This window comes from Bradyrhizobium macuxiense (genome assembly GCF_007993935.1).
Lineage (GTDB): Bacteria > Pseudomonadota > Alphaproteobacteria > Rhizobiales > Xanthobacteraceae > Bradyrhizobium > Bradyrhizobium macuxiense_A.
Window position 1 is genome coordinate 279,370 of sequence record NZ_VITY01000008.1, and the last position, 26,945, is coordinate 306,314.

Consider the following 26,945-nt stretch of genomic DNA (forward strand, 5'->3'; position numbering starts at 1 on the left):
TCGAGACGCGCTACGCGCTCCTCCAGCGACAAAGGCGAAGCCTTTGCGCGGGGATGACGGGGAAATATCGCGGCGCGTCGCACAACATGGAGGTCAAAATAGAAAAGGCGGCCACGAAGGCCGCCTTTCCAATCGCGTATCGCTTGCGCGGATTACTCCGCCGCGAGCTTCACTTCCGGCGCAGCGGCGCGGACTTCGGCGTCGACCTGCGCTTCGAACTTGGCGAAGTTCTTCTGGAACATGCCGACCAGCGCGCGCGCGGTCTTGTCGAACTCGACCTTGTCGGCCCAGGTCTTGATCGGATCGAGGATGTGCGGCTCGACGCCGGGCAGCGAGGTCGGCACCGCGAAGCCGAAATACTTGTCGGTGCGGAAGTCGGCGCTGCGAAGCGAGCCGTTCAGCGCCGCGGTGAGCAGCGCGCGCGTCACCTTGATCGGCATGCGGCGGCCGGTGCCGTACTTGCCGCCGGTCCAGCCGGTGTTGACCAGCCAGCAATCGACATTGTGCTTGGCGATCAGCTCGCGCAGCATGTTGCCGTAGACCGACGGATCGCGCGGCAGGAACGGCGAGCCGAAGCAGGTCGAGAATTCCGGCTGCGGCTCGTTGCCGAGACCACGCTCGGTGCCCGCGACCTTCGCGGTGTAGCCGGACAGGAAGTGATACATCGCCTGCGCCGGGGTCAGCTTGGCGATCGGCGGCATCACGCCGAAGGCGTCGGCGGCGAGCATCACGACGTTCTTCGGATGCGGCGCGCAGCCGGTGCGCGAGGCGTTCGGAATGAAATCGAGCGGATAGGCCGAACGGGTGTTCTCGGTCTTCGAGCCGTCGTCGAAATCCGGCACGCGGTCGCGCTCACCGAGCACGACGTTTTCCAGCACCGCGCCGAAACGCTTGCTGGCGGCGTAGATTTCCGGCTCGGCTTCGCCGGACAGCTTGATGCACTTGGCGTAGCAGCCGCCTTCGAAATTGAAGACGCCGTCCTCGCTCCAGCCATGCTCGTCGTCGCCGATCAGCGTGCGCTTGGGATCGGCCGACAGCGTGGTCTTGCCGGTGCCGGACAAGCCGAAGAAGATGGCGGTGTCGCCGTCGGGACCGACATTGGCCGAGCAGTGCATCGGCATCACGCCCTTCTCGGGCAGGTAATAGTTCAGCGTGGTGAACACGCTCTTCTTCATCTCGCCGGCATATTGCGAGCCGCCGATCAGGACGATCTTGCGCGCGAAATCGATCGCGACGACGTTCTCCGACTTGCAGCCGTGACGCTTCGGATCGGCGCGGAAGCTCGGCAGGTCGATGATGGTGAGCTCCGGCACGAAGCTCGCGAGCTCCGAGGCCTCGGGGCGAATGAGCAGCGTGCGGATGAACAGCGAGTGCCAGGCAAGCTCGGTGAAGACGCGCGTCTTGATCCGATGCTTCGGATCGGCGCCGCCATAGAGATCCTGCGCGAACAGCGTCATGCCTTCGGCATGCTTGAGGAAGTCGGCAAGGAGCGTGGCAAACTGCTCCGAGGTGATGGACTGGTTGCCGGCCCACCACATGTTCTTGTCGGTCAGGCCGTCGCGAACCGTGAACTTGTCCTTCGGGCTGCGGCCGGTGAACACCCCCGTGTCCGCGCACAGCGCGCCGTCGGCCGAGAGCACCGCTTCGCCATTGCGCAACGAATGCTCGTAGAGCTGCGGTGCACCGTAGTTCCAATGCACGCCCTTGAGATTTTTTAAGCCGAATTTGTCGGCGCCGAAGGCACCGTTATGCACGCCCGTCTCTTGCACGAAGAACCTCCTCGAACCCGCGTATCCTTGTTCGCGCGAATGTCGCTAGTCGCGCCCCGTCGCGGTGATGACCGTCATCAGAATATAGCCTCTCGGCCCCGGTCCGGCGACCTAATAGTGGGGATCGCCGGGCTTGCCAAGCCAGTCGAACGGCTTTTGGTTTATTCCAAGGCGGGCGCATCATCTGGCGCAAATACCGCAGCGCGAAACGCTTTCGCTTTGCTTTCGCTTTCGCATTGTTTTCGCGGCGATCAGGCGACGTTTCGTCGTCTTTCCCGCTGCGAACAAGGTCTTGCGATGCACAAAGAGTGCCAGCGATCGGCGGGCACGCGCGCTGATTGCTGCATAAAACAAGGGGAATGCCGGGTATGCGTTTCGCGCTGAGGATGTGTCGTCGAAGTAGACTGCCGCGAGTTGACGCTGCGCCGCACTGCCGAGCATGTCGCCCACGATCGTGTTGCACGCGGATAGCACCATCTGCTCGGCGTTGAGCATTCAGTTGAGCTCAACATGCCGTCGTCGAAGCTGGATAACTTCAATGCGCGGCATCGGCGAATGTTCCGCAACGCTCCTTGCACATGGCGCAACAAGATCGCTGGCCGTCACGATCGATGGTAACGCAATCAGCACCTGACGCCTGCGCATCGTCGCGGCGCGAGCCTCGCAATCCCACTGATTTTCCGATGCAGCGGCAGCGGAGAGTCCCGCATCCGCGTCGAGCCATCAGCGATGACGCGACGCGCCGGCGCGAAATGATCGCGCTATCAAGAGACACCACACTCGGCCCCGGCGACGGCGCACAGAGCCGCGCCGTGCGACACGATGCCTCGCCGGGCGCAACGCAGCCTTCGGTGTCGGCGGCAGGTGCTCCCCTATCCCTTGGCGCGAGCTTCGCCGGCGAGCCGCACCAGCATCTTGCGCAGCTCGGTGCCGTTGCTGACCCGCTCGCGGAAATCCAGCCGCAGCGTGGCGCGGCCGGCCTGCATGTCCATGCCGTCGGGGTCGCAGCCGGTGCAGAGCCAGTCGGCGCTGTCAGCGCCGAGCAGCCGCGTGGCGTAGAGATTCATCGCCTCACGGTGGTCCTCATTCATATGCGCCACCGCACCCGGCTCGGCCTCCAGCAGCGCGTCGGCACCGCCGAGATCGGTCAGAAACTGCGCCGGCTTAAGGTCGACGATGCGGCCGAACCCCGCGACCAGATGGGCGCCGCCCGGCCGGATCAGGAAGAATGAAAAATCCCTAAATTCTACAAAGGCTTCCGCCGACGGATGAGCAGCAAGGTAGCGCCGCTCGGCGAGCTCCCGCTCGACGTCTGCGATCTCCTCCGCTCGCCCCGCCAGCATGATCCGGGCGCCTTCCAGCGGATCGCCCTCGGCGCGCTCGTCCAGCATCAGCGACACCCTGCTGTCGGCCAGGATGTTCTTGGTGTGCAGCGCCAGCCGGGAAATCAGCAGGATCGGCGAGCCGTCGGGATGGCTGGCCAGGTTGACCAGCGAGCAATAGGGATCGCCGGACCCGGCCATCAGCGTGGCGAGCGCACCCTGGCGGCTGCGGCGCAGCAGCGAGCGGGCAAGGTGGGCAGGATCGAAGTCGGCGGTCGGTTGCATGGGCCTATCGGGTCATTTTAGAGGCGAATCGGGCGGTTCCCTTTGAAAAAAGGGCCTTTTCTCACGGTCTCAGGGTGCTATATGGGGGTCCAACGCGTGGGTCGCAGAGCGTTTTTTGCGGAACTCGGTCACACTTCAGCCTAGCTTGCATTGCTCGTTGACCGCGTTCGAAGCCCAATTCCACGGCGCGACGCCAGAGTGCCCGCCGTTTAAGCCACTCTCATTGTGAAAGCAGCTCATGCCCACAATCGCCTTGGTCGACGACGACCGCAACATTCTCACTTCGGTCTCGATCGCGCTTGAAGCCGAAGGCTATCGCATCATGACCTACACGGACGGTGCGTCGGCGCTGGATGGGTTTCGTACGTCGCCGCCGGATCTTGCGATCCTGGATATCAAGATGCCGCGCATGGACGGCATGGAGACGCTGCGCCGGCTGCGCCAGAAATCCGACCTCCCGGTGATCTTCCTCACCTCGAAGGATGAAGAGATCGACGAATTGTTCGGCCTGAAAATGGGCGCCGACGATTTCATCCGCAAGCCGTTCTCGCAGCGCCTCCTGGTCGAACGCGTCAAGGCCGTGCTCCGCCGTGGCCAGCCCAAGGATCCGACCGCCGCGCCGAAGGAGCCGGACGCCCGCGCACTCGACCGCGGCCTGCTGCGGATGGACCCGGAGCGCCACACCTGCACCTGGAAGAACGAGCCGGTCACGCTGACCGTGACCGAATTCCTGATCCTGCAGGCGCTCGCCACCCGCCCCGGCGTGGTGAAGAGCCGCAACGCGCTGATGGACGCGGCCTATGACGACCAGGTCTATGTCGACGACCGCACCATCGACAGCCACATCAAGCGGCTGCGCAAGAAGTTCAAGGTGGTCGACGACGACTTCGAGATGATCGAGACGCTGTACGGCGTCGGCTATCGCTTCAAGGAAGCCTGATCTGCGCCTCCCGGGCGGCTTGTTGACTGACAGGCTGCGCACGGCTGGGGTAAGCTCGGGCAACCATCTGCTTCGCGGGACGACATCCATACCAACCGGCAGCTTTGCCTGTGCTTGATCGAACGCAGCTCGAGCAGGGACTGAATACCGAGGACGCCTCGCAGCTCCTCGATCAAGAGGCCGTGGCCGACGATCTGGCGCGGGACAAGGGCTGGCGCCGGCCGCTCGGCTGGCTGCGCCGCGCCGGTCAGTTCTTCTTCGCGCTGTCGTTCTCGAGCCTGACGCGCCGCATCGTCTCGCTCAACCTTGCCGGCCTCGTCGCGCTGGTCGCCAGCATCCTCTATCTCTCGCAATTCCGCGCCGGCCTGATCGAGGCGCGCACGCAGAGCCTGCTGGTCTATGCCGAGATCATCTCGGAGGCGATCGCGGCGTCCGCGACCGTCGAAGGCAACACCGTCACCATCGATCCGGACCGGCTGCTCGACCTCAAGCCCGGCGAGAGTTTCGGCCAGCCGGATGAATCGGCGGACTTCCCGATCAATCCCGAGCGCGTCGCACCGATCCTGCGCCGCCTGATCGCGCCGACCAAGACGCGGGCCCGCATCTTCGACCGCGATGGCGGCCTGATCCTCGACAGCCGCAATCTGTTCGCGCGGGGCGACGTGCTGCGCATGGAGCTGCCGCCGCCGTCCGAGAAGCCGTCGCTGTACGAGAAGACCAAGGCCACGATCAAGACCTGGCTCAACCGCGGCGACCTGCCGATCTACCGCGAGCTCGGCCCCGAAGGCGGCAAAGGCTATTCCGAAGTCGCGCAATCGCTCGAGGGCATGAAGGGCAGCGCGGTACGCGTCACCGACCGCGGCGCGATCATCGTCTCGGTTGCGGTTCCAGTGCAGCATTTCCGCGCCGTGCGCGGCGCATTGATGCTGACGACGCAGGGCGACGACATCGACCAGCTGGTGATGTCCGAGCGTCTCGCCATCCTCAAGATCGGCGGGGTCGCATCCGCCGTCATGATCATGCTGTCGCTGCTGCTCGCGAGCACGATCGCAGGCCCGGTGCGGCGGCTTGCCGAAAGCGCCGAGCGCGTCCGTCACCGCATCCAGACCCGCGTCGAGATTCCCGACTTCACCGGGCGCCGCGACGAGATCGGCCATCTCTCCGGCGCGCTGCGCGACATGACCAACGCGCTCTACAGCCGCATCGAGGCGATCGAGATGTTCGCCGCCGATGTCGCCCATGAGCTGAAGAACCCGCTGACGTCGCTGCGCTCGGCGGTCGAGACGCTGCCATTGGCGCGCAACGAGAACAGCCGCTCGCGACTGCTCGCCGTGATCGAGCATGACGTCAAGCGGCTCGACCGCCTGATCTCCGACATCTCGGACGCCAGCCGGCTCGACGCCGAACTGCAGCGCCAGGACATGGCGCCGGTCGATCTGCGCCGGCTGCTGACGACGCTGACCGGCGTCGCCAACGAGACGCGGCTCGGCCACGACGTTGCCGTCGAAGCCCGCTTCGAAGGCCGCGGGCCGACCGATACGCTGTCGGTGCCCGGCCATGATTCCCGGCTCGGCCAGGTGATCTCGAACCTGCTGTCGAACGCGCAATCGTTCTCCAAGCCGGGCGACAAGGTGCGCATCGTCTGCCGACGCACCCGCGGCGAGGTCGAGATCGTGGTCGACGACGACGGGCCCGGTATCGGCGAGGACGCGCTGGAGCGGATCTTCGAGCGCTTCTACACCGACCGGCCGCACCAGGGCTTCGGCCAGAACTCCGGCCTCGGGCTTTCGATCTCCAAGCAGATCATCGAGGCGCATGGCGGACGGATCTGGGCCGAGAACCGCCCGGGCCCTGCGGACGAAGACGGCAATCCAACCGTGGCCGGCGCTCGCTTCGTGGTCAGGCTGCCGACACTATGAGCGACAATTCAAGCGTGCACGCATCCGCCGTTCTGGTCGGCGAGCGTGCGGTGCTGATCCGCGGCCCGTCGGGCGCCGGCAAGTCGCGCCTCGCCTTCGAACTGATTCTCGCCGGGCGCACCGGAGCGCTCCCGCCGGCCATTTTGGTGGGGGATGACCGTGTCCATCTCGACACAGCCGGCGAACAATTGTGGGTCCGCCCGGCCCGGCAATTGGCCGGTCTGATCGAGATCCGGGGCCTCGGAATCCGCCATTGCCCGTTCGCGGACGAGGCCGTGGTCGGCTTGGTCGTCGACCTTGCCGCCGACGATGCCGAGCGCCTGCCATCGCCCGAAGCGCTCAAGACCAGCCTAAATGGTGTTTCGATACCGCGAATTCCCGTGCCGGCCGGCTTCCAACCCCTGCCGCTGGTTGTCGCCGCGCTGACGACAACCTGAAAGTTCATCGTCCCGTAATCTTGCGGCCAATTGTGGGAAGGGAATTGGTAACCATATCACATCCACTATCGCGTCGGATTTTGCCGGCGCAGCCTCCCCTCTCTACCGCCAGGAACCGGGAGACTAGCCAAGATGCCCCCTTGCGCGGGGGCTCTGGATGGTCAAAGTGGCGCGTTCGTGCGGTGCACCAAAGGGCGCCCGCGAGGAGTTTCCGATGATTGGTCTAGTGCTGGTGACCCATGGGCGCCTTGCCGACGAGTTCAGAGCGGCGCTCGAACACGTTATGGGTCCGCAGAAACAAATTGAAGCAATTACGATCGGGGCCGAGGACGATTCCGATCTCTGTCGAAGCGACATCATCGAGGCGGTGAACCGCGTCGATAGCGGCGACGGCGTTGCGATCCTCACCGACATGTTCGGCGGCACGCCGTCGAATCTCGCCATCTCCTGCATGAGCCGCCCGAAGGTGGAAGTGCTCGCGGGCATCAATCTTCCCATGCTGGTCAAGCTTGCCAAGGTTCGCGAGGAGCGTTCGCTGCCCGACGCGATCGCGATGGCGCAGGAAGCCGGCCGCAAATACGTCACCATCGCCAGCCGCGTTCTCGCAGGCAAATGAGCGACGAGGCCCCGGGCGCAAACCATGTCGGCCCGGGCGTGCCTGCGGGCGCCATTTCACGTGAGATGCTGATCGTCAACAAGCGCGGCCTGCACGCGCGGGCGTCGGCGAAATTCGTCCAGCTGGTCGAGCGCTTCAACGCCGAAATCTGGGTCACGCGCGGCGGCGAGACCGTCGGCGGCACCTCGATCATGGGCCTGATGATGCTGGCCGCAGGGCCCGGCACCACCGTCGTCGTGTCAGCGAAAGGCGACGAAGCGCAGCAGGCGCTGGATGCCATCGCCGAACTCGTCGCCAGCAAGTTCAACGAGGAAGGCACGTAAGTGCCGCGCCGCCCTGGGCGGCCGTGTTTTATCCGTCCCGTCATTGCGAGCGAAGCGAAGCAATCCATCGCGCGGCATACGCGGACGCATGGATTGCTTCGTCGCTATCGCTCCTCGCAATGACGAGGTTGATAGATTCGCGGACTCTGAGCGGGCGCTACTTCGCCGGCGGCACCAGGTAGACTTTCCACACCGTCGACGGGCCGGGATGGCCGTTGAAGAAGCGCATGGTGGTCATCACCACCGGCTCGGCATTCTTGGCATGCTCCGCCATCCACGCCTCGCATGGCTGCAGGAACACCGGATCGGTGGTGTCGCAGACGCCGATGAAGCCGAGGCGCTTGGCTTCGTCGAGCGACGTCAGCCCCGACGTCCAGGCTTCGCCCGGCACCAGCGAGGCCGGATGATCCGGACTGTAGAACGTCATCGGCTCGCCGATGTCGGAGCGTGCAACGACCACCGCCCAGCGTGAATGGAACCTGTCCTGCCAGGTCTGGGTCAGCTCACGCGCAAGCTCGGAGCGCGCGGCGTAGGTCGAGCCGCCGATGCGGTTGGACGCGATCTCCTGCGTGGCGATCGAGGGCGCGGCGATCAGCGTTGCGATCGTGGCCACGAGCCAGACCGCCGTGATCGAGAACAGCGCCATGCGCGGGAATCTGAGCGAGGGGATCGCAACCAGCGCAAGCGGCACCAGGAAGAACAGCGGGATGCCCCAATCGGTCTTGATATAGACGGTGAACGCCAGTGCGCCGAGCGGCGGCCCGATCGCGACGATCGCCTGGATGATCCAGACGTTGAGCGCCTGCGGAAGGTTGACGGCCGGATTGGGTCCGCGCGACCAGATCCGCGCCAGCACGTCCGACGGCCGCCACGGCATCGACCCCAGCAGCAGCGCGATGAGGCCCAGCACGATGGGAATCGCGAGCAGCCCAAGATTGTGCAGGATGTAGCCGATCACGAGCTGGACGTTGAGCTCGCGGCTCGACAGCGCATAGACGTCGCCCGCATAGGTGAACGGCACGAAGTTCACCTCCTCCAGCCACACCAGATGCGGAATCATCGCCACGATCATCGTGCCGATCGCAACCCATGGCGCCTGCGAGCGCAGGAACTGCATCCGCTGCGGATGGATCAACGCGGCAAGCCCGATGGCGCCGATCATCGTCACCACCCAGTACTTGGTCATCAGCGCCAGCATGCCGGCAAAGCCGAGCCAGAGACCCGATTTGAAGCTGCGCTTCTCGAACGCGTTCAGATAGGCCAGCACCAGCAGCGGCAGCGGCACCAGCTGCGCGAGGTCGGCGTTGTATTTGAAGCCCTTGAAATTGAAGATCGGGTAGAGCGCGAGCATCACCACCATGAAGAAGGCGCGGCGGCGATCGACGACGCGCAGCGCAATCAGCCAGCACACCACCAGCGCGAAGCTGACGGTTGCCATCGCAAGCGCGTAGGTCGACCAGTTGGTGACCGGGAAGATCCTGAACCAGACCCCGGCGATCCAGCCCGACAGCGGCGGATGCTTGCCATAGCCGAGCAGGAAGCGCTGGCCCCAAGCATAGGCCTCCGCGACGTCCATATGGACATCCTGCGCAGCCTTGAGCTTGACCAGAATAAGCGTCCAGAGAAACGCGTGGACCAATGCGAAGCCGATCACGAACCACAGGCTGGTCCGGGGATCGATGGCGCGCGAGGCAATCCAGGCGGCGATCCGCCGGATCGTCAGCCTCCGGGTGGTGCGCCGGGCGGCAGGAAGAATGGAAGCGGTCGACATGGCCTGTGCCTGAGGCATGACCCGGAAAAGGGGAGCGTGGCTTTCCGGAGGGATCATACCGAGTGGAAACGGACGTGCGATGAGTGATTGCTCACCAGCACTTCGGCGCGCTTTAGCGCGTTTTTGTGGCCAGTGAAATCAGCTTGGCGTGAGAATGCCTCCAACGAGCCCGTTCACTTTCCAAGAAGCTCGGGCCGGTACTCGAAATGCATGGTATCGTAGTGATACCACTTGCCGCCCCAGATGAAGCCGTGACGCTCGAAGATGTCGACGATCTCCTGCGGCATCCGGTTCTTGTAGGGGATGGTTTTACCTTTGCCCGCCCACAGCCAGTAGTCCGAGACTTTCAGGTTGAGGTCGATCGCGGCGGCGTAGCCATGCATGCTCATCCGCCCGGTATCGGCGACGGCGCGACAAGATAGCACACCCGCGATCGGAAACGCCGCGGCGCGCAGCGTCGGGTCGAGCGCGTCGATCTCGGCCGAGACCTGCTTGAGGCGCTCCGCGACGCCGTTGACCCGCGTGACCTGGACCGGCTTGCCCCAGGATTTCGGCAGCCAGGTGATCGTCACCAGGTTCCGCCTGACCTCGGCGGTATTGCAGTCGCCATACATCTTCTTGAAGAAGGCCTCGTTGCGGAAGCGGCCGGGATCGGCATTTACCGCCGGCGGCGCCGACGGCCCGGCCGGATAGGGCTGCCGCATCTGGTCGAGGATCGATGCATTGCGCAGCATCTGGTCGAACGCCTTGTCGGAGATGCCGTCATCGACCGGCATCACCGTGCCGTCGCGCCAGGTGATCGTGCTGTCGTCATGCGTGGTGAGCGCATCGGGATAGGCATGCACCAGGCGGTCGAGCAGCTCGCTCTTGCTCTGAGCATGCGCAAGCGCCGGCAACAGCGCCAGCAGGATAGCGATGCAGGCCGTCCCGCGCGCGCCCATTCAGCGCTTCCCGACCTGATCGATCAGCGCCACATTGGCCTCCTCGATCGCGTTCAGCTTCGGATTCCAGCTGCTCGGTGCATACCAGGGAAAGCGCGAAAAATACGCCTTGAGATCGGCGGAATCGAAATAGCGTCCCCTGCGGGCGAAGATCTCGTTGCGCGCGATCCGCAGTTCGTCCCGCGACAGCCGCCGCAGATCGGCTGGCGTCAGCAAACGCCGGTCGGAATCCGGGAAGATGAATCCACTCGGTGCTGCGCCGCCGCCGGATTCAAAGCGATCGATCAGCGCGACATTGGCGCTCTCGATTGCACTCAATGGTGGATCCCATGAGCGGGGCACGTACCAGGCGAACCTGCTGAACCGCGCGGTCAGGTCAGGTGCGTTGAAGTAGCGTCCGCGCCGCGCGAAGATCTCATTGCGGGCGATCCGCAGGTCGTCCTTGCTGAGTGCCTTCAGATCGCTCTCCGTCAGCAGGCGGCTATCGGAATCCGGAATGACGAAGTCCGATTGCGTGCGCACCATTGGCGGCGCGGACGGAGGCGAGCTCGGCGGCGGCAGGCTCTGTTGCGGCGGGATCACCGTTGCCGGCGGATCGGCCGTTGCAACCTGCGCCGGCGCGTTGCCGGCGAAATAGAACGAGCCGTCGATCGGCGAGGTCGAGACCCAGGGCTGTTGCGCGTTGCCGGTGGCGCGCTTGACGACGAGGCCGACCTGATTGAACGCCTGCAGCACGTCGAGCCCGGGCTTCTGCACGGTGTCGACCAGCGCGCGCGTGTAGGGGCTGTGGCCGTCATCGCCGTCGAGCGCGACATTGCCCGGCTGGGTCGCATAGGACAATAGCGTGCCCTCCGGCGCGCGGATCTGGGCGAGGCCACCGTCGGCGGCGCGCAGGCCCCGCCCGCCGAACGGATTGTTCCGGCAGGCGTCGAGGATCACGATGTTGAGCCGCGTGCCCGCGCCCTCCATCTGCCGCAGCACCAGGCCGACATCGACCATCTGGAAATCGACGTCGGCCTCGCGCGTGGGGTTGGCCGAGACCGGCACCAGATAGTTCGTGCCGCGAACCTGGATGCCGTGGCCGGCGTAATAGAACAGCGCGACGTCGGCGCCCATCAGCTGGCTGCCGAAGCGCTGGATCGCGGCATCGAAGCCGGCCTTGTCCAGATCGACCTGGGCCTGCCCGCCGACCAGCGCAAAGCCCAGCCGCTGCAGCGTCTCGGCCACCAGCTGCGCATCGTTCTTCGGGTTCTGCAGCCGCGACACGTTCTGATAGGTGGAGTTGCCGACGACCAGCGCCACGCGCTTCTCGGCGGCCGCGGGAGCCGCGAACAACATGGCGAGCAGTCCGGCGGCAAGAAGGGTCCAGCGCATCGTCAAATCCACGAATTTCGGGCCGCCAGACCTAGCAGAAACATGCCCGGAAATCGATCATTGCAACCCCACCGGAAACACCCCCGTGATTCGCCGTCACACCCCTGCAAAATACCGCAATATGGTTGCCCGCGCGGGGGTGCGGATGCTATCCCGCGCCCCATGACAACTGCCCCGATTTCGAACATCCGCAACTTCTCCATCGTCGCCCATATCGACCATGGCAAATCGACCCTCGCCGACCGCCTGATCCAGATGACGGGCGGCCTGTCGGATCGCGAAATGGCGGGCAAGGAGCAGGTGCTCGATTCGATGGATATCGAGCGCGAGCGCGGCATCACCATCAAGGCGCAGACCGTCCGGCTGAACTACCGTGCCAAGGACGGCAAGGACTACATCTTCAATTTGATGGACACGCCCGGCCACGTCGACTTCGCCTACGAGGTCTCGCGGTCGCTGGCGGCCTGCGAGGGTTCCCTGCTCGTGGTCGACGCCAGCCAGGGCGTCGAGGCGCAGACCCTCGCCAACGTCTATCAGGCGCTCGACAACAATCACGAGATCGTGCCGGTCCTGAACAAGGTCGACCTGCCCGCGGCCGAACCCGAGAAGGTCAAGCAGCAGATCGAGGACGTGATCGGCATCGACGCGTCTGACGCGGTGATGATCTCGGCCAAGACCGGCATCGGCGTGCCCGACGTGCTGGAGGCGATCGTCACCCGCCTGCCGCCGCCGAAGGGTGACCGCGATGCGACGCTCAAGGCGCTCTTGGTCGACAGCTGGTACGACGTCTATCTCGGCGTGGTCGTCCTGATCCGCGTCGTCGACGGCGTGATGAAGAAGGGCCAGCGCATCCGCATGATGGGCACGGGTGCTGCCTATGACATCGAGCGCGTCGGCTTCTTCACGCCGAAGATGCAGCAGGTCGAGGAGCTCGGCCCCGGCGAGATCGGCTTCATCACCGCGGCGATCAAGGAAGTCGCCGACACCCGCGTCGGCGACACCATCACCGACGACAAGAAGCCGGTCACTGAAATGCTGCCGGGCTTCAAGCCGGCCATTCCAGTCGTGTTCTGCGGCCTGTTCCCGGTCGACGCCGACGATTTCGAAACGCTGCGTGGCGCGATGGGCAAGCTGCGCTTGAACGACGCCAGCTTCTCGTTCGAGATGGAGACGTCAGCCGCGCTCGGCTTCGGCTTCCGCTGCGGCTTCCTCGGGCTCTTGCATCTGGAGATCATCCAGGAGCGGCTGTCGCGCGAGTTCGATCTCAACCTGATCGCGACCGCGCCGAGCGTCATCTACAAGATGAAGCTGACCGACGGCACCGAGCTCGAGATCCACAATCCGGTCGACATGCCCGACGTGGTCAAGATCGCCGAGATCGAGGAGCCGTGGATCGAGGCGACCATCCTCACCCCCGACGAATATCTCGGCAGCGTCTTGAAGCTGTGCCAGGACCGCCGCGGCTCGCAGAAGGAGCTGACTTACGTCGGCTCCCGCGCGATGGTGAAATACGATTTGCCGCTCAACGAGGTGGTGTTCGATTTCTACGATCGGCTGAAGTCGGTCTCCAAGGGCTACGCCTCGTTCGACTATCATCTGACCGACTACAAGCCGGCCGATCTGGTGAAGATGCAGATCCTGGTCAACGCCGAGCCGGTCGACGCGCTGTCGATGCTGGTGCATCGCACCCGCGCCGAAGGCCGCGGCCGCGCCATGGTCGAGAAGATGAAGGAGCTGATCCCGCCGCACATGTTCCAGATCCCGATCCAGGCGGCGATCGGCGGCAAGGTGATCGCGCGCGAGACCGTGCGCGCGCTGCGCAAGGACGTTACCGCGAAGTGCTACGGCGGCGACATCACGCGCAAGCGCAAGCTTCTGGAGAAGCAGAAGGAAGGCAAGAAGAAGATGCGGCAGTTCGGCAAGGTCGACATCCCGCAGGAAGCCTTCATCGCCGCGCTCAAGGTGGATAGTTGAGGCGAACGCTCGAGCCGCATCGGGCGTGACGAGGCAGGTCTGGTCCGCGGAGACCCGGCGACAAAAAGTCGAAAACAACCCCATGCACAGTAGCCGTCAACCTTCATCGCCGCGCTGAAGGTGGCCAGGATGCGGCCCCAGATACCAGCCCGCCGCCAGCAGACGGAAGCGGTGGCCAGCTTGAGTTGACGCATTCAGGCTTTAGCCTTGCGGCCACGACCGCCAGATCTTGCTGGCACGCTCCTTCCATATTCATTCCACCAGGCCGTTAGCGCTTCCATCGTCGGGCCGAGCCCGCGCGCCTTCTTGGTGATCGCATATTCAACGCGGAGGGGCACTTCCGCGAACACTGTGCGCGATATCAGGCCGTCCGCTTCGAGTTCGCGAAGTTGTGCCGTGAGCATGTGCTGAGTGATGCCGGGGATAGCCTTTCGTAGCTCGCCGAAGCGGTAGACCCGCTGATTGAGCAGCCACATGATCTCCAGCTTCCACTTGCCTGAGAGCAGCGCGAACGCGCGCCGCATCTCCTCATGCATGTTTATCTCTGCGTCCTTCATAGTATGGTTCTCCATACCTACAGCAAGTTATTCATCCTACTTGCGATTATCAATCTTAATCCGCATTTTCGATGTGCGCTGCTGAGGCACAGAGGAATTGCACTGCGGCGCAAATCAACCCCAACCGAGGAGTTGCTGTCGCGCCAGCAATCACAACGACCACATGGCTACGATTTACACATACTGGATCAGCACAGCACTCTTGACGCTGCTGTATCTGTCCTCCGCCGTTATGTACCTGACGAAAGGGAAATGGGTTCGGCAGGCGCTCGCCGGCCTTGGATACCCGGCCTACCTCGTGCCACTCATGATCGTGGTTAAAGTCTTGGGCCCGGCCGCAGTCCTTTCACGCGTCAACGTGGGGCTCAGCGAGCTCGCTTACGCGGGCATGTTCTATCATCTGCTGTTGGCTGGTTTGGCACATTTCGCCGTGCGCAAGCCCAACGAGGCGTTGCCCGCCATCGTCGGCCTCGCGTTGCTCATCACTTCCTTCGTTACGCAGAACGCCGCTCGCGGTATCGCGTCGCCATACGGGCTGTTCTGACGAGAAGGAAAGCGATCAACACAACAACTATCGAAGGAGATGAACATGAATAGACTCAATGCAAAAGTTGCCATTGTCACTGGCGCCGGTCGCGGTATTGGCCGATCTACCGCGAAGCTGTTCGCTGCGGAGGGCGCAAAGGTTGCGGTCCTGTCGCTCACACCGGCAAACGTGGATGCCGTCGTCGCAGAGATCGAGGGGGCGGGCGGCACGGCGCTAGGCGTCGTCTGCGATATCAGCGATGCTGACCAAGTCAAAGCAGCGATCGATAAGGTAGTCGCGGCTTACGGCAGGATCGATATCCTGGTGAATAACGCGTTCGATCCGTCCGTTCCCAACTCGTCCGTCAAGGATTTGTCAGTCGAGCAGTTGCAGCGCAACTTCGAGACGGGCCCAATTGCGTATCTGCGAACGATGCAAGGGTGTTACCCCTACCTAAAGATGAGCGGCAAAGGTCGCGTCATCAACTTCGGCTCGATGGCCGGCGTCCTCGGTTTGACCGGCTACGGTCCCTACAACATGGCAAAAGAGGCGGTGCGCGCCCTTACGCGGACCGCTGCCCGCGAATGGGGTCCCGACAAAATCACCGTGAATAACATCCTGCCGCTCGCGGAGACATGGGACTCTGCCGCAAATGTGCCCGCGCCGACAAACGCGCTGGCCCGATACGGCGCGCCGGAAAATGACGTCGCGCCGGTCGTCTTGTTCCTTGCGAGCGAGGACGCGCAGTTTGTAACGGGAGCCAGCCTCACCGCTGACGGCGGCGCAATCATCGACAGCGCGCGCTAGTCATGACTGCACTCCCCATCACTTCCGTGTTTGCGGCAGCCTTTGCGGTCTCCCTTGTCGCCCTGTCGTTTCCCATTTCCGTGCGCCGCGCAAGGGTCGGGCAGATGGTAGGCGACAGCGCCGACGAGACGCTGCGTCGGCGCATTCGCGCCCAGGGCAATTTCATCGAGTACGTTCCACTTGGGGTGATCTCGCTCGGCTTGGTCGAGGCGCACGTCGCCGCGGCCTGGATGGTTGTTGCCATCGGGACAACGCTTGCGTTCGGGCGGCTCCTGCATGCAATCGGCATGCTTCGGGGACTGGAGGCGCTGCGCGGCTTCGGGATGCTCTTGACCTACGCAGCGCTGCTTGTTGCGGCTGGATACCTCGTCCTGGGCGCAGTGCTTTGGTAGCCCGGACGTCGGCTGCCGACCCATTGCGACATTTGCAGCGGTTGCAGAAGGCGTCGGCGCGAACCGGACATTGACGAAGATTTATAAATACGCGCCCGGGCTACGATGCCCTTGGCGCAGTCGATGTCGATCCTTGTCCCAGCAACAAAACGCACCATGATTTGAATCGCCTTCGCACGGCGGGCCGACTAGACTCCGATCATGTTGCGCATCCTGTCCCTCCTTGTCGTCATCCTCGCATTGCTGCAGCCGGACCTGAGCTCGGCCGCCTCCTCGAAAAAGCGGCACGGCTCGACCCGCTGGCATGGCTATGGCTTCCTGCCCGGCTACCGACAGCCGCCCAATCAGACCATTCCGGTGCTCGGCCCGCGCGGCGCCGCCCGCGGCTACCCGGACTTTTCGCCGGAATATTGGTATGGCGGGGACTGGCATTACTTCGGCCGACCCGGATTCCATGGCGGGGGGCGCTACAATGGCGGCAGCTACGGCCCGTGCTGGAGCTGGACGCCGATCGGGCGGGCCTGGAACTGCGGGTAGAGCATGATCCGGAAAAGTGCGAAGCGGTTTTCCGGAAAGATCATGCTTAAACAACAAGCTAAAGCGTGATGACGATTCAACCCAACCTCATCGCGCCTTAGCCGCGAGTCGCTGCGACATCTTGCGCAACCCAACTCACAATCCGCTGATCCCGGCATGAGAGGCATGTTGCCCGTCATATTGCCCCTGGACCTCGGATAGGCCACCATCCTTTCCGCGCGCACCACAAAATACAACAGCGCCGGGGAAACGCATGAGCAAGGCCACTCGCTTCGATTATGGCTGGGTCGTCGTCGGCGCGGGCGCGCTGATGACCTGCGTCGGCTTCGGCACCATGCTGTCGCTCGCGGTGTTCCTGCAGCCGATCTCGGATGCGATGGGTTGGTCGCGCGCCGGCGTGTCGGCCGCGGCGACGCTGGATTTCCTCTGCATGGGCTTTGCGGCGTTCGCCTGGGGCGCGCTGTCCGACCGCTTCGGCACCCGCATCGTAGTGCTGGCCGGCAGCCTGCTGCTCGGGCTCGGCCTCGTGACGGCAAGCCAGGCGCAGAGCCTGTGGCAATTCCAGCTCTGCTTCGGCGTGCTGATCGGGATCGCCGTCGGCAGCTTCTATGCGCCGATGACGGCGCTCGCCAGCGCCTGGATCGACAAGCATCGCAGCCTCGCCGTCGCCCTGGTGTCGGCCGGCATGGGCGTCTCGCCGCTGACGGTCGCGCCATCCGCGAGCTGGCTGATCACGGCCTATGACTGGCGCTTCGCGATGCTCGTCATCGGCATCGCCGCATGGGTGCTGCTGATCCCCGCATCGTTCCTGGTGCGCGCGGCGCCGCAGGGAACGCCCGTTGCGACCAACGCCACCGCCGCGAGCGCGCCGCACGCGGAATGGACCGTGGCGCAGGCGCTGCGCACCCCGCAATTCATCACGCTGGCGCTCGCGCATTTCGCCTGCTGCGCCGCGCATTCCGGGCCGATCTTCCACATGGTGTCCTACGCCATGGTATGCGGCATCGCGCCGCTCACCGCGGTCACGGTCTACAGCCTCGCCGGCTTCTCCGGGCTCGGCGGCCGCCTGCTGCTCGGGGTGCTCGCAGACCGGCTCGGCGCCAAGCCGGTTTTGGTCGGCGGCCTCCTGGTGCAGGCGCTGTCGATCGCGACTTATCTTGCGGTGGCGCAGCTCGGCCAGTTCTATGCGCTGTCGGTCGTGTTCGGCCTCGCCTATGGCGGCGTGATGCCGCTCTATGCCGTGCTGGTGCGCGAGTTCTTCGGCGCGCGCATCATGGGCACGGTGTTCGGCGCGGTGTCGGCGTTCGCGAGCCTCGGCATGGCGCTCGGGCCGTGGGCCGGCGGTTATGTGTTCGACACCTTCCACGGCTACACATGGCTGCACGCCGGTTCCTTCGCGATCGGCCTCGCCGCGGTTGCGGTGGCGCTGAGCTTCTCGACCAAGCGCCAGCCCTCGCTCGATCTCGGCCGCGCCGCCGCCTGAGCGTGGGTGCATCTTCCGCGCTCGCGCGTCAGTGATGGATAGCCGACCTGCATCGGCGCGGTCCCGCCTTGCCCTCGCCTGCCGGATGGGTCACCATCGCGCGCGCCCCCAACAAGAATGTCAGAACGGGCCGAGGACACGCATGAACAAGCCGCAGGGAGTAGACCTTGTCGAGCGGGCGCGCGCGCTGGCGCCGCTGATCATTGCTGAAGCCGACGGGATCGAACGGACGCGGCGACTGACGCCGTCCGTCACCGCGGCGCTGGTCGAGAACGGGCTGTATCGGGCGCTGCTGCCGAAGCGCTTCGGCGGCGCCGAGGCGACGCTGGACGCCTTCATGCAGATGCAGGAGGAGATCGCCAAGGCCGACGCCTCGACCGCCTGGTGTCTCGGCCAGTGCAGCGTCTGCGCCATGACCGCGGCCTATCTCGAGCCCGACGCGGCCCACGAGATCTTCAACACCGCGCCCGGCATCCTGGCCTGGGGCGCGATCGCCCACGAAGTGCGCGCCGAGCCAGGCGGCTACCGCGCCAGTGCGCGCTGGGATTTCGCCTCGGGCTCGCGGCAGGCGAGCTGGCTCGGCGCCCACGTTCGCGTCGTCGAGGCCGACGGCTCGCCGCGCAGGAAGGCCGACGGCTCGCCCGAGATCCGCACCATCCTGTTCCCGATGTCGCAAGCTGTGATGTATGACGTCTGGGACGTGATCGGCCTGAAGGGCACCGGCACCGATTCCTATTCGGTCGACAACCTCTTCATCCCGGAAAGGTTCGCCGCGCTGCGCGACGATCCCAGCGCGTGCCGCGAGGGAGGACCGCTCTACAAGCTCTCCACCAACATGGTGTTCAGCATGGGCTTCGCCGCGACCGCGCTCGGCGTCGCCCGCGCCATGCTGGACGCGGCGACCGAGCTCGCTCGGGCTAAGACCCCGCAAGGCCTGAAAGCGATGCGCGACAACAATGCCGTGCAGGGCCAGATCGGCCGTACCGAAGCGAGCCTGCGCGCGGCGCGCGCCTATCTGTATGCGACCGCCCACGACGTCTGGAGTGATCTCGCCCGCGGCGATCCGATCACCGAGGCGCATCGCATCGCGATCCGCATCGCCTCGACCTGGACCATCCACCAGGCGGCCTCCGTGGTCGACATCGCCTATCACATGTCGGGGGCGACCGCGGTATTCGCGAAGAATCCATTCGAGCGACGATTTCGTGACATGCACGCGATCGCCCAGCAGATCCAGGCCCGCGACACCCAGTATGAGGATGCCGGCAAGGCGATCCTGTCGGGCAATCTCGCAGCACCGCCGACGGCGCGCTGAGGCGCGATGAAGTCAGATTCGGCTAGCGCGCGTGCGCATGCTTGGTCTCAGGTGATCCCCAAAAACCAGAGCCCGAAAAGCAGAACTACGAGGATTGCAGCCTCGCCGAGCATGTGGTGTACGCCGTCAGCCAAAGGCCTTTTCTGAACCCAAGCGCCGAGCCGTGACTTCGGATCACTCAAGGCTCCCCAGGCTACTAAGGCAAGGGCGATGCCCGTGGCAGCGATCACAGCGATAAGTGCCGCTATCACCACCCAACCCCAAGCCTGATCAGCCGCAGCATGGTCTGCTTGTCGCACCAGAGCAACGGCCACACCGAACAGGAATAGCGACATCCCGCCGTAGAGGAGTGAGGCGGCGACGCGGTAGCGTAGCTGGACATCTCGAAGGATTTTCATCGGGTGCACCATCGTTTTGCGACGTACACGGCTCCGCCTAGAAAGCGCTATTTAAACGGCGATGGGGCAAAAGGGGAAATCCATATGCCGTGATCCACCGTCGGAAAAGCGCGTCTCGACCTCTCCAGCGGAAGAGGCGTAGCGAGTCTGCGGTCCGATCGATTCAACCTGTCGCCATGGCGCATGGTACGAAAGTAGGCACCCACGACGACGGCCCCGGCACGAATTTCGGCGGCGCAACATCTGGTTGTTAAGCTTTTTCTGGGAGTTTGCGGACGGCGCTAATGCCTGGAGTTTCGCCGGTACCATGTTCACGCTTCGATCGATTGCCGCCCGCCTGATCCTGGCGATTTCCCTGACCGTTGCGGTCGCCTGCGCGATCCTCGGCGGCTTCTCCATCAGCCAGCAGCGCGCACTGACCCGGCTCGCGCTCGATCAGCAGCTCAAGCTGCAGTATGACAGCGTGATTGCAGCCATCGACTATGAAGGCCGCACCGCGCTCGCGGTCTCGGCCGTGATCGCCGCCCTGCCGCCGGTCGAAGAGGCGATCGCCAAGGGCGATCGCGACGGCCTCGGCAAGCTGCTCGGCGCGCCCTGGGCCGCGATCAAGGCGCAAGGCATCCCGCTGATCTCGTTCTGGCAGGCCCCGGCGACGAGCTTCTACCGGGTCCACGTGCCGAAAACTTTCAGCGACGACGCCTCCACGCGGCGCACGACGGTGGTGGAATCGATCAAGGCCGGCAAGCCGATCGTCGGCGTCGAGCCGGGTCGCGAAGCGCTTTCGATCTTCGGCATGACCCCGGTCATGCATGACGGCAAGACGCTGGGCAATGTCGATATCGGCGTCGCGTTCGGCAAGGAATTCGTCGACCGCGCCAAGAAGCGCTTCGGCATCGACCTCGCGGTGCATTCGTTCGACGGCAAGAGCTTCAAGCGGCTGTCTTCGACCTTCGGCGACACCGTGGTCGCGACCCAGGACGAGCTCAAGAGCGTGATGAGCGGTGCCGCCGTGCTGCGCGACGCTGTTCTCGACGGCCATGCGGTCGAGCTCTATCTCGGCCAGATCAAGAACTATGCCGGCGAGCCGGTCGCCGTGCTCGAGATCGTCAAGGACACCAGCGACTATGAAGCGGCCGCGGCAAGCGCGCAGCGCAACCTGATCCTTGGCACGGTCGCGATCCTGGCCGCGGCGGTGCTGCTCGCATTCTTGCTCGGCCGCGGCCTGTCACGGCCGCTCACCGAGATCACCGCGGTCATGAACCGGCTGTCCAGCGGCGACACCAGCGTCACGATTCCCGGCAGCGAGCGCCGCGACGAGCTCGGCACGATGGCGAAGGCGGTCGACGTGTTCCGCCGCAGCATGATCGAAACCTCCTCGCTGCGCGATGCACAGGAAGCCGACAAGGTGAAGGCTGCGGCCGACAAGCAGGCGCTGCAGCGGCAGATGGCCGACCGCTTCGAATCCGACGTCAAGGGCATGGTCGCCGCCGTCGCACGCTCGTCGAGCGCCATGCAGCGCGTCGCAGGCGAGATCACCACCAGCGTCAACGGCACCTCCGAGCGGACCGCGGCGGCAGCCGCCGCGTCCGAGGAAGCGTCGGCCAGCGTCAATGCGGTCGCCGCCGCGACCGAGGAGCTGGCGTCCTCGATCACCGAGATCGGCCGCCAGGTCACCCATTCCAGCCGCGTCGCCGACAATGCCGTGGCCAAGGCGATGGAGACCACCGAAATGGTGACGAGCCTCGCCGCGTCGGCCGAGAAGATCGGCGACGTGCTGCGCCTGATCAGCGCGATCGCGAGCCAAACCAATCTCTTGGCGCTCAACGCCACCATCGAGGCCGCGCGCGCCGGCGAGGCCGGCCGCGGCTTCGCCGTGGTCGCCGCCGAGGTCAAGGAACTGGCGAGCCAGACCGCGAAGGCGACCGACGAGATCGCCGGCCAGGTCGGCGCGATCCAGTCCGCCACCGGCAATTGCGTCAGCGCGATCGGCGACATCAGCGGCACCATCCGCGAGATCTCGGGCATCGCCACCGCGATCGCGGCCGCCGTCGAGCAGCAGGATTCGGCGACGCGCGAGATCGCCCGCAGCGTGCAGCAGGCCTCCTCCGGCACCGTCGAGGTCTCCGCCAATATTGCGGGCGCCAGCGAGGCCGCCGGCCAATCCCGGGCGCTGACCGGCAATGTGCTGGATACATCCGGCCAGCTCGGCGATCACGCCTCGGCGCTGTCGCACAGCGTCGACACGTTCCTCGCCGGACTGCGCAACGCGGCCTGAGCCGCGGGGCCGAGCTATGTGACGTTCGGGTCGCTGTGGTAGATAGACGCCACACGCCCTCGCGGAGCCCATCATGCGCAAGCCGGCAGCATCGACCAGCAAGGCGGCACGGCGTCCGCCGGCAGGATCGGCCGATGCGTTGTTCGACGCCTATCCTGCCCCGGTCAAGGCCAGGCTGCTGGCGTTGCGGCGCCTGATCTTCGAGACCGCGAAGACGACCGACGGCGTCGGCGCGCTGGAAGAGACATTGAAATGGGGCCAGCCGAGCTACCTGACGGCGGAGACCGGCAGCGGCAGCACGGTGCGGATCGACCAGGTGAAGCCGGCCACTGATCAGGTCGCGGTCTACTTCCACTGCCAGACCAATCTGGTCGAGACCTTCCGCGAGCTCTATCCCGAGCTCAGCTACAGCGGCAATCGCGCGATCCTGCTCGATGTCGGCGGCAAGCTGCCGGAGGTAGCGCTGCGCCACTGCGTGGCGCTGGCGCTGACTTATCATCTGAGACGTAAGGCCAGCGCGGCCAGCTAGTTCATCGTCATTGCGAGCGAAGCGAAGCAATCCATGCTTCCACGTATGCGGGACGATGGATTGCTTCGTCGCTTCGCTCCTCGCAATGACGCGGAGAGTGCAGAGTTCCTACGCCACCAGCGCCGTCGCGACGCGCTGCGCTTTGAGCAGGCTCACGACCTCGGCATTCGGCCGCGCGCGGCTGAACAGGAAGCCCTGGCCCTCGTGGCAGCCCTCGGCGCGCAGGCAGCTCAGCTCCGCCTCGGTCTCGACGCCCTCGGCGGTGATGGTGACACCGAGCCCGACGCCGAGGCTGACGATCGAGCGCACGATCGCCTGCGCATCCGGGTTCGCACCGAGATCGCGCACGAAGGACTGGTCGATCTTGATCTTGTCGAACGGGAAGCTGCGCAGATAGCTCAGCGACGAATAGCCGGTGCCGAAATCGTCCATCGACATCCGCACCCCGAGCGCGCGCAGCGCATGCAGCGTCGCCAGCACCTGACTGCTCTTCTCGAGCAGCAGCGTCTCGGTGATCTCGAGCTCGAGCCGCCGCGCCGGCAGGCCGGATTGCCGCAAGGCGTCGGTGACCAGCGCCAGCAGATTGCCGGTGCGGAACTGCAGCGGCGAAAGATTGACGGCGACGCGCACGTCGTCGGGCCATTGCGCCGCGTCCATGCAGGCACGATGCAGCATCAGGCTGCCGAGCGGATTGATCAGGCCGGTCTCCTCGGCCACCGGAATGAACTCGCCGGGCGAGATCATGCCGCGCTCCGGGTGCGGCCAGCGCACCAGCGCCTCGAGGCCGGTGATGCATCCGCTGGTGAGATCGACCAGCGGCTGGTAGTAGGGTTGCAATCCTTCGTTCTGGATCGCATCGCGCAGATCGATCTCGATCTTGCGCCGGCTTTGCGCGCGCGCATCCATCTCGGCCTCGAAGAACGAGAAGGTGCCGCGGAACTCGCTCTTGGCGCGCGACAGCGCCATGTCGGCACTCTTCAGGAGCTTTTCGGAATCCTCACCGTCGCCGGGCGACATCGCAATCCCGATGCTGGCGCCGATCACCACCGAATGGCCCTCGAGCAGATAGGGCTCGCCGATCGCGTCGAGAATCCGCCGTGCCAGCAGCACGGCGTCCTCGGGCCGCATCACGCCGCCCTGCACGATGGTGAACTCATCGGAGTTGAGGCGCGCCAGCGCATCCTCCTCGCGCAGCGTCGAGCGCAGGCGCTTGGCGACCCCACGCAACAGCTTGTCGCCGATGCCGTGGCCGAGCGTGTCGTTGACCGCCTTGAAATTGTCGAGCCCCAGCATCAGCACCGCGACCTTGTCGGTCGAGCGGCGGGTATGCTGCAGCATATCCTCCATCTGCTGGCGCAGCAGATTGCGGTTCGGCAGGCCGGTCAGGCTGTCGTGCTGGGCCATGAAGGCGAGCCGCGCCTCGGCGCGCTTGCGCTCGGTGATATCCATCAGCGCGAGCAGCATCGCCGGCTGGTCGCCATGCATCAGCTGGCGCGAGTAGATCGCAAGGTCGATCAGCGTGCCGTCGGCGCGCACATGCTTCCAGGTCCGCGCCGCCTGCTCGTCGCTGCTGCGGCCGGCGGCCCAGGGCAACTCGGCATCGAACGCCTGCAGGCTCTTGATCGTCATCTTCTCGAATTCGGCACGCACATAGCCGTAATGTGCGATCGCGGCGTCGTTGACCGCGAGGATCCGTTCGCCGTCGAGCGCGCACAGGATCATCGGCACCGGGTTGCCGTCGAACAGCAGGCGAAACGAGGCCTCCCGCTGCTTCAGTTCGGTGATGTCGACGCGCAGGCCGACGATGCCGCCATCCGAGGTCAATCGCTCCTCGATCAGCACCACGCGGCCATCGGCCAATACCTGCTCGTGCCGCTCGCCCGGCTGGTACATCTTCCCGAGCCGCTCGGCGATCCACTCTTCCTCGCGCCCGGCGGCCTCGGGATAGTCGCCGCGCGCGACGCCGACGCGGATGGTGTCCTCGAGGCGCGCGCCGTGCTCGAACAGATCGGAACTGCGCTTGTAGATCTCCGAGTATTTCCTGTTCCAGAGCGTGTAACGGCCTTCGGGGTCGAGGAACACGATGCCTTGCGGCAGGATGTCGATCGCCTCACGCAGCCGCGCGTTCGACTTGCGGGCCTCGGCGATCGCGGCGTCGGCCTGCGCGCGCTGGCGCACCAGTTCGCCGATCTCGACGGCGGGGCGGCGCGAGCGGCTGGACATTTTCGGCATCGGCATCGGCCGGCGTCCCCGGGAACGGGACAGTTTGGCCTGCTTCGGTTTCTTGATCTTCTTTGGCCGCATCATCGCACTCGCACGCCCCACGCGCATTCCAGTCCGGTGACATTTCTGCGATAAGTCTCTGAAAAATTGGTATCTCTTGGCGAAGAGCTGCGCTGTATGAGAAGTTCGGCCATTGCCTGCTTTGCAGGCGCGTCCACGCCGCGCGCGAGCGACAGGCCGCGCGCAAGCGGCCCGTAGCGCAGATTTGCAGCGCGGGGGTGCCGGAGCGTGGTGAAGGAAGGGTAAACCTACGCCTGCCTGCACAATGAATGCGCCGAAACCGCTGCAGGCGCATCAATGTTTGCCAGCGTGTGACAGGGTTATCGCGAGGTAAAGGCACGACCAGTTTCGTGCCTTCTTGCGGAGGCTAGTTGGTGATCTCGATCCGCGTGCCGCCGCGGCCGTTGCGCTCGACCAGCCCATAGAGCTGTGCCGCATGCGAGGGATGCAGGCGCACGCAGCCATGCGAAGCCGGCCCGCCGAGGCGGGTGAGCTCATAGGTGCCGTGAATGGCGAAGCCGCCATGGAAGAAGATCGCGTATGGCATCGGCGAGTTGTAGTATTTCCGCGAGTACCAGCGGCGCGCCAACAGCTGCGGATGGAACACGCCGTTCGGCGTGCCATAGCCGCGGCGTCCGGTCGACACCGGCCAGTTGTAGCGCGGCGCACCGTCGATGCTGACCGCCATGCGCTGCGATGATTTGTCGATGTGGACGACGATGTCGGCGCGCGCCGGGGAGAATGCCAACACCGACGCGGCAACCGCGACAGCAAACGGAAGCCGTACGCAATATGCGCTTGTCATAATAAATAACGCTTACCCTGAAATTATTGCACGCATGATGTCGCCAGCAACGCGTGCTTGTAAAGTGGCGTAGCTCACATGCGAGCCAGCCGCGGGTAATCTCGATCCGCCCTGTGGGCGATCAAGCGAATGGGATGAGAGGGCGGTTCGTCCGGTACGAATCCATGCTAGCGTTGCGTGGACAGAGTGATCCGAATGACATCCCGCCTGCGTCTGATCCCGCTCCTGATCTCCGCCCTCCTCGCCTGCACCATCTCCGCGCGGGCGCAGGACAAGGGCTCGCTCAATCCGCAGCCATTGCCGCCGCTCGCCAACCCGAACGATCCAACGATCGGGGCGAAGCAGCTGTTCGCCCGCAAGGTGCTGCCGGCGGCGATGCCGACCCAATCGATCGGCGGCTACACCAAGGGCTGTCTCGCCGGCGCCGCGCAGATGCCGCTCAACGGCGACACCTGGCAGGTGATGCGTCTGTCGCGCAATCGCTATTGGGGACATCCCGCCATGATCGCGCTGCTGAAACGGCTGGCGGCCAACGCGCACAGGGACGCCGGCTGGCCCGGCATCCTGGTCGGCGATATCGGCCAGCCCCGCGGCGGCCCCGCGCTGTCAGGTCACGCCAGCCACCAGATCGGGCTCGACGCCGACGTCTGGCTGACGCCGATGCCCGATCGCAAATTGTCGCGCGAGGATCGCGAGGAGATGTCGGCTGTCATGATGGTGCGTGACGATCGGCTCGACATCGATCCGCATGTGTTCACGCCGGGCCATGTGCTCGTCCTCCGCGATGCGGCGCGCGAGCCGGCGGTGCAGCGCATCTTCGTCAATCCGGCGATCAAGAAGGCGCTGTGCCGCGAGGCCAAGGGCGACCGCGGCTGGCTGGCGAAGATCCGGCCGTGGTGGGGCCACGACTACCACTTCCACATCCGCATGCGATGCCCGTCCGGAAGCCCCGCATGCGAGGGGCAGAAGCAGCAAGCCGAAGGCGAGGGCTGCAAGCCGTCCGATCTCGCCTTCTGGTTCAAGGATTCGGTGCTGCATCCAAAGCCGCCGCCGAAGCCGCCGAAACCGCGCCCGCCGATGACGCTGGCGCAGATGCCGGCGGCCTGCAAGACGGTGCTGAACGCAGCCGACGCCAAGCAGTAAGCATGATCCGGAAAAGTGCGAAGCGGTTTTCCCTCGCGACAAACGCGGAACGCGTTTGCGCGGAGATCATGCTCAAACAAGAGGCCCAAGCAATAACATCTTCGTCAGGCGGCTATGCCGGCCGGCTGGAACTACGTTATGATCGCGCGTCGTCGCGCCGTAAGCGCGATCGAGCGATGGATCGGGGCCTCTGATCTATTTCATCCGTCACAATTGCATTGGAC

The 26,945-nt window shown here is 64.9% G+C and carries 25 protein-coding genes; 15 read left to right on the forward strand and 10 right to left on the reverse strand.

Going from position 1 to position 26,945, the window contains the following annotated elements; all coding sequences use genetic code 11:
• Positions 1–152: 152 nt before the first annotated feature.
• The 3 genes from FBZ93_RS22335 to FBZ93_RS22345 form a co-directional block, all read right to left on the reverse strand.
• Entirely contained in the window at positions 153–1,769 is a 1,617-nt protein-coding gene (locus tag FBZ93_RS22335) for a phosphoenolpyruvate carboxykinase (protein WP_146988505.1), read from the reverse strand.
• 180 nt (positions 1,770–1,949) lie between these two features.
• Positions 1,950–2,264: a hypothetical protein gene (locus tag FBZ93_RS22340; protein WP_146988507.1), complete on the reverse strand. Its 315-nt coding sequence runs from the start codon at positions 2,262–2,264 to the stop codon at positions 1,950–1,952.
• 377 nt (positions 2,265–2,641) lie between these two features.
• Complete coding sequence (locus FBZ93_RS22345; protein WP_146988509.1) at positions 2,642–3,376, reverse strand: HugZ family protein; 735 nt, start codon at positions 3,374–3,376, stop codon at positions 2,642–2,644.
• Positions 3,377–3,614: 238 nt separating this feature from the next.
• On the opposite strand from FBZ93_RS22345, the gene FBZ93_RS22350 reads away from it, so the two are divergent.
• The 5 genes from FBZ93_RS22350 to FBZ93_RS22370 all read left to right on the forward strand — a co-directional run bounded on the left by FBZ93_RS22350 (position 3,615) and on the right by FBZ93_RS22370 (position 7,611).
• On the forward strand, positions 3,615–4,316 hold the full coding sequence (locus tag FBZ93_RS22350) for a response regulator transcription factor (RefSeq protein ID WP_016843287.1): 702 nt from the start codon (positions 3,615–3,617) through the stop codon (positions 4,314–4,316).
• Positions 4,317–4,426: 110 nt separating this feature from the next.
• Positions 4,427–6,235, forward strand: coding sequence for a sensor histidine kinase (locus tag FBZ93_RS22355; RefSeq protein ID WP_167529163.1), 1,809 nt, complete (start codon positions 4,427–4,429; stop codon positions 6,233–6,235).
• Positions 6,232–6,672 carry an HPr kinase/phosphorylase gene (locus tag FBZ93_RS22360; RefSeq protein ID WP_146988512.1) on the forward strand — a complete coding sequence of 147 codons (441 nt, stop codon included), beginning with the start codon at positions 6,232–6,234 and terminating at the stop codon, positions 6,670–6,672. Before FBZ93_RS22355 ends, FBZ93_RS22360 begins: the two co-directional genes overlap by 4 nt.
• Before the next feature lie 214 nt (positions 6,673–6,886).
• Positions 6,887–7,288 (forward strand): PTS sugar transporter subunit IIA, encoded by a 402-nt coding sequence (locus FBZ93_RS22365; RefSeq protein WP_021076632.1) that lies wholly within the window; start codon positions 6,887–6,889, stop codon positions 7,286–7,288.
• On the forward strand, positions 7,285–7,611 hold the full coding sequence (locus tag FBZ93_RS22370; protein WP_146988514.1) for an HPr family phosphocarrier protein: 327 nt from the start codon (positions 7,285–7,287) through the stop codon (positions 7,609–7,611). Before FBZ93_RS22365 ends, FBZ93_RS22370 begins: the two co-directional genes overlap by 4 nt.
• A gap of 157 nt (positions 7,612–7,768) precedes the next feature.
• On the opposite strand, the gene FBZ93_RS22375 is transcribed toward FBZ93_RS22370, so the two are convergent.
• The 3 genes from FBZ93_RS22375 to FBZ93_RS22385 all read right to left on the reverse strand — a co-directional run bounded on the left by FBZ93_RS22375 (position 7,769) and on the right by FBZ93_RS22385 (position 11,697).
• Positions 7,769–9,382, reverse strand: a complete 1,614-nt coding sequence (locus FBZ93_RS22375; RefSeq protein WP_167529164.1) for a glycosyltransferase family 39 protein — start codon at positions 9,380–9,382, stop codon at positions 7,769–7,771.
• A 173-nt stretch (positions 9,383–9,555) separates the two neighbouring features.
• Positions 9,556–10,323, reverse strand: a complete 768-nt coding sequence (locus FBZ93_RS22380) for a M15 family metallopeptidase (protein WP_146988517.1) — start codon at positions 10,321–10,323, stop codon at positions 9,556–9,558.
• Positions 10,324–11,697 carry a YARHG domain-containing protein gene (locus tag FBZ93_RS22385; protein WP_146988519.1) on the reverse strand — a complete coding sequence of 458 codons (1,374 nt, stop codon included), beginning with the start codon at positions 11,695–11,697 and terminating at the stop codon, positions 10,324–10,326.
• Between the two features lie 162 nt (positions 11,698–11,859).
• Here FBZ93_RS22385 and lepA point away from each other — a divergent pair, with 162 nt between their 5' ends.
• The gene (gene lepA, locus FBZ93_RS22390; RefSeq protein WP_146988520.1) at positions 11,860–13,671 is read left to right on the forward strand and encodes a translation elongation factor 4; all 1,812 of its coding nucleotides are present in this window, start codon (positions 11,860–11,862) and stop codon (positions 13,669–13,671) included.
• A 194-nt stretch (positions 13,672–13,865) separates the two neighbouring features.
• Here the strand turns inward: lepA and FBZ93_RS22395 are convergent, their stop codons facing one another.
• On the reverse strand, positions 13,866–14,243 hold the full coding sequence (locus FBZ93_RS22395) for a winged helix-turn-helix transcriptional regulator (protein WP_146988522.1): 378 nt from the start codon (positions 14,241–14,243) through the stop codon (positions 13,866–13,868).
• Positions 14,244–14,391: 148 nt separating this feature from the next.
• Here FBZ93_RS22395 and FBZ93_RS22400 point away from each other — a divergent pair, with 148 nt between their 5' ends.
• The 6 genes from FBZ93_RS22400 to FBZ93_RS22430 all read left to right on the forward strand — a co-directional run bounded on the left by FBZ93_RS22400 (position 14,392) and on the right by FBZ93_RS22430 (position 19,288).
• Positions 14,392–14,772, forward strand: coding sequence for a DoxX family protein (locus FBZ93_RS22400; RefSeq protein WP_146988524.1), 381 nt, complete (start codon positions 14,392–14,394; stop codon positions 14,770–14,772).
• Positions 14,773–14,817: 45 nt separating this feature from the next.
• Positions 14,818–15,561 (forward strand): SDR family NAD(P)-dependent oxidoreductase, encoded by a 744-nt coding sequence (locus tag FBZ93_RS22405; protein WP_146988526.1) that lies wholly within the window; start codon positions 14,818–14,820, stop codon positions 15,559–15,561.
• A gap of 2 nt (positions 15,562–15,563) precedes the next feature.
• Positions 15,564–15,953, forward strand: a complete 390-nt coding sequence (locus FBZ93_RS22410; protein ID WP_146988528.1) for an MAPEG family protein — start codon at positions 15,564–15,566, stop codon at positions 15,951–15,953.
• A 201-nt stretch (positions 15,954–16,154) separates the two neighbouring features.
• Positions 16,155–16,490 (forward strand): hypothetical protein, encoded by a 336-nt coding sequence (locus FBZ93_RS22415; protein ID WP_146988530.1) that lies wholly within the window; start codon positions 16,155–16,157, stop codon positions 16,488–16,490.
• Between the two features lie 253 nt (positions 16,491–16,743).
• Positions 16,744–17,973 carry an MFS transporter gene (locus FBZ93_RS22425; RefSeq protein WP_146988534.1) on the forward strand — a complete coding sequence of 410 codons (1,230 nt, stop codon included), beginning with the start codon at positions 16,744–16,746 and terminating at the stop codon, positions 17,971–17,973.
• Between the two features lie 142 nt (positions 17,974–18,115).
• Positions 18,116–19,288, forward strand: a complete 1,173-nt coding sequence (locus tag FBZ93_RS22430; RefSeq protein ID WP_146988536.1) for an acyl-CoA dehydrogenase family protein — start codon at positions 18,116–18,118, stop codon at positions 19,286–19,288.
• A 47-nt stretch (positions 19,289–19,335) separates the two neighbouring features.
• Here the strand turns inward: FBZ93_RS22430 and FBZ93_RS22435 are convergent, their stop codons facing one another.
• The gene (locus tag FBZ93_RS22435) at positions 19,336–19,686 is read right to left on the reverse strand and encodes a hypothetical protein (protein ID WP_146988538.1); all 351 of its coding nucleotides are present in this window, start codon (positions 19,684–19,686) and stop codon (positions 19,336–19,338) included.
• Positions 19,687–19,993: 307 nt separating this feature from the next.
• On the opposite strand from FBZ93_RS22435, the gene FBZ93_RS22440 reads away from it, so the two are divergent.
• On the forward strand, positions 19,994–21,961 hold the full coding sequence (locus tag FBZ93_RS22440; protein ID WP_146988540.1) for a methyl-accepting chemotaxis protein: 1,968 nt from the start codon (positions 19,994–19,996) through the stop codon (positions 21,959–21,961).
• Positions 21,962–22,034: 73 nt separating this feature from the next.
• On the forward strand, positions 22,035–22,490 hold the full coding sequence (locus tag FBZ93_RS22445) for a DUF1801 domain-containing protein (protein ID WP_146988542.1): 456 nt from the start codon (positions 22,035–22,037) through the stop codon (positions 22,488–22,490).
• 108 nt (positions 22,491–22,598) lie between these two features.
• Here FBZ93_RS22445 and FBZ93_RS22450 read toward each other — a convergent pair whose 3' ends face one another.
• Both FBZ93_RS22450 and FBZ93_RS22455 read right to left on the reverse strand, forming a co-directional pair.
• Positions 22,599–24,722 carry a putative bifunctional diguanylate cyclase/phosphodiesterase gene (locus tag FBZ93_RS22450; protein WP_433995436.1) on the reverse strand — a complete coding sequence of 708 codons (2,124 nt, stop codon included), beginning with the start codon at positions 24,720–24,722 and terminating at the stop codon, positions 22,599–22,601.
• Between the two features lie 418 nt (positions 24,723–25,140).
• A complete protein-coding gene (locus tag FBZ93_RS22455; protein WP_246667593.1) occupies positions 25,141–25,524 on the reverse strand; it encodes a L,D-transpeptidase in 384 nt (127 codons plus the stop codon).
• Between the two features lie 249 nt (positions 25,525–25,773).
• On the opposite strand from FBZ93_RS22455, the gene mepA reads away from it, so the two are divergent.
• Positions 25,774–26,721, forward strand: coding sequence for a penicillin-insensitive murein endopeptidase (gene mepA / locus FBZ93_RS22460; RefSeq protein ID WP_167529165.1), 948 nt, complete (start codon positions 25,774–25,776; stop codon positions 26,719–26,721).
• The last annotated feature ends 224 nt before the right edge of the window (positions 26,722–26,945 follow it).

Coding starts and splice junctions, on each gene's coding strand:
- FBZ93_RS22435 (WP_146988538.1), bottom strand. CDS start 19,686: ATGAAAATCCTTCGAGATGTCCAGCTACGCTACCGCGTCGCCGCCTCA.
- FBZ93_RS22400 (WP_146988524.1), top strand. CDS start 14,392: ATGGCTACGATTTACACATACTGGATCAGCACAGCACTCTTGACGCTG.
- FBZ93_RS22345 (WP_146988509.1), bottom strand. CDS start 3,376: ATGCAACCGACCGCCGACTTCGATCCTGCCCACCTTGCCCGCTCGCTG.
- FBZ93_RS22450 (WP_433995436.1), bottom strand. CDS start 24,722: ATGCCGAAAATGTCCAGCCGCTCGCGCCGCCCCGCCGTCGAGATCGGC.
- FBZ93_RS22395 (WP_146988522.1), bottom strand. CDS start 14,243: ATGGAGAACCATACTATGAAGGACGCAGAGATAAACATGCATGAGGAG.
- FBZ93_RS22410 (WP_146988528.1), top strand. CDS start 15,564: ATGACTGCACTCCCCATCACTTCCGTGTTTGCGGCAGCCTTTGCGGTC.
- FBZ93_RS22340 (WP_146988507.1), bottom strand. CDS start 2,264: ATGCTCAACGCCGAGCAGATGGTGCTATCCGCGTGCAACACGATCGTG.
- mepA (WP_167529165.1), top strand. CDS start 25,774: ATGACATCCCGCCTGCGTCTGATCCCGCTCCTGATCTCCGCCCTCCTC.
- FBZ93_RS22370 (WP_146988514.1), top strand. CDS start 7,285: ATGAGCGACGAGGCCCCGGGCGCAAACCATGTCGGCCCGGGCGTGCCT.
- FBZ93_RS22385 (WP_146988519.1), bottom strand. CDS start 11,697: ATGCGCTGGACCCTTCTTGCCGCCGGACTGCTCGCCATGTTGTTCGCG.
- FBZ93_RS22375 (WP_167529164.1), bottom strand. CDS start 9,382: ATGTCGACCGCTTCCATTCTTCCTGCCGCCCGGCGCACCACCCGGAGG.
- FBZ93_RS22350 (WP_016843287.1), top strand. CDS start 3,615: ATGCCCACAATCGCCTTGGTCGACGACGACCGCAACATTCTCACTTCG.
- FBZ93_RS22360 (WP_146988512.1), top strand. CDS start 6,232: ATGAGCGACAATTCAAGCGTGCACGCATCCGCCGTTCTGGTCGGCGAG.
- FBZ93_RS22445 (WP_146988542.1), top strand. CDS start 22,035: ATGCGCAAGCCGGCAGCATCGACCAGCAAGGCGGCACGGCGTCCGCCG.
- lepA (WP_146988520.1), top strand. CDS start 11,860: ATGACAACTGCCCCGATTTCGAACATCCGCAACTTCTCCATCGTCGCC.
- FBZ93_RS22425 (WP_146988534.1), top strand. CDS start 16,744: ATGAGCAAGGCCACTCGCTTCGATTATGGCTGGGTCGTCGTCGGCGCG.
- FBZ93_RS22380 (WP_146988517.1), bottom strand. CDS start 10,323: ATGGGCGCGCGCGGGACGGCCTGCATCGCTATCCTGCTGGCGCTGTTG.
- FBZ93_RS22365 (WP_021076632.1), top strand. CDS start 6,887: ATGATTGGTCTAGTGCTGGTGACCCATGGGCGCCTTGCCGACGAGTTC.
- FBZ93_RS22440 (WP_146988540.1), top strand. CDS start 19,994: ATGTTCACGCTTCGATCGATTGCCGCCCGCCTGATCCTGGCGATTTCC.
- FBZ93_RS22405 (WP_146988526.1), top strand. CDS start 14,818: ATGAATAGACTCAATGCAAAAGTTGCCATTGTCACTGGCGCCGGTCGC.
- FBZ93_RS22430 (WP_146988536.1), top strand. CDS start 18,116: ATGAACAAGCCGCAGGGAGTAGACCTTGTCGAGCGGGCGCGCGCGCTG.
- FBZ93_RS22415 (WP_146988530.1), top strand. CDS start 16,155: ATGTTGCGCATCCTGTCCCTCCTTGTCGTCATCCTCGCATTGCTGCAG.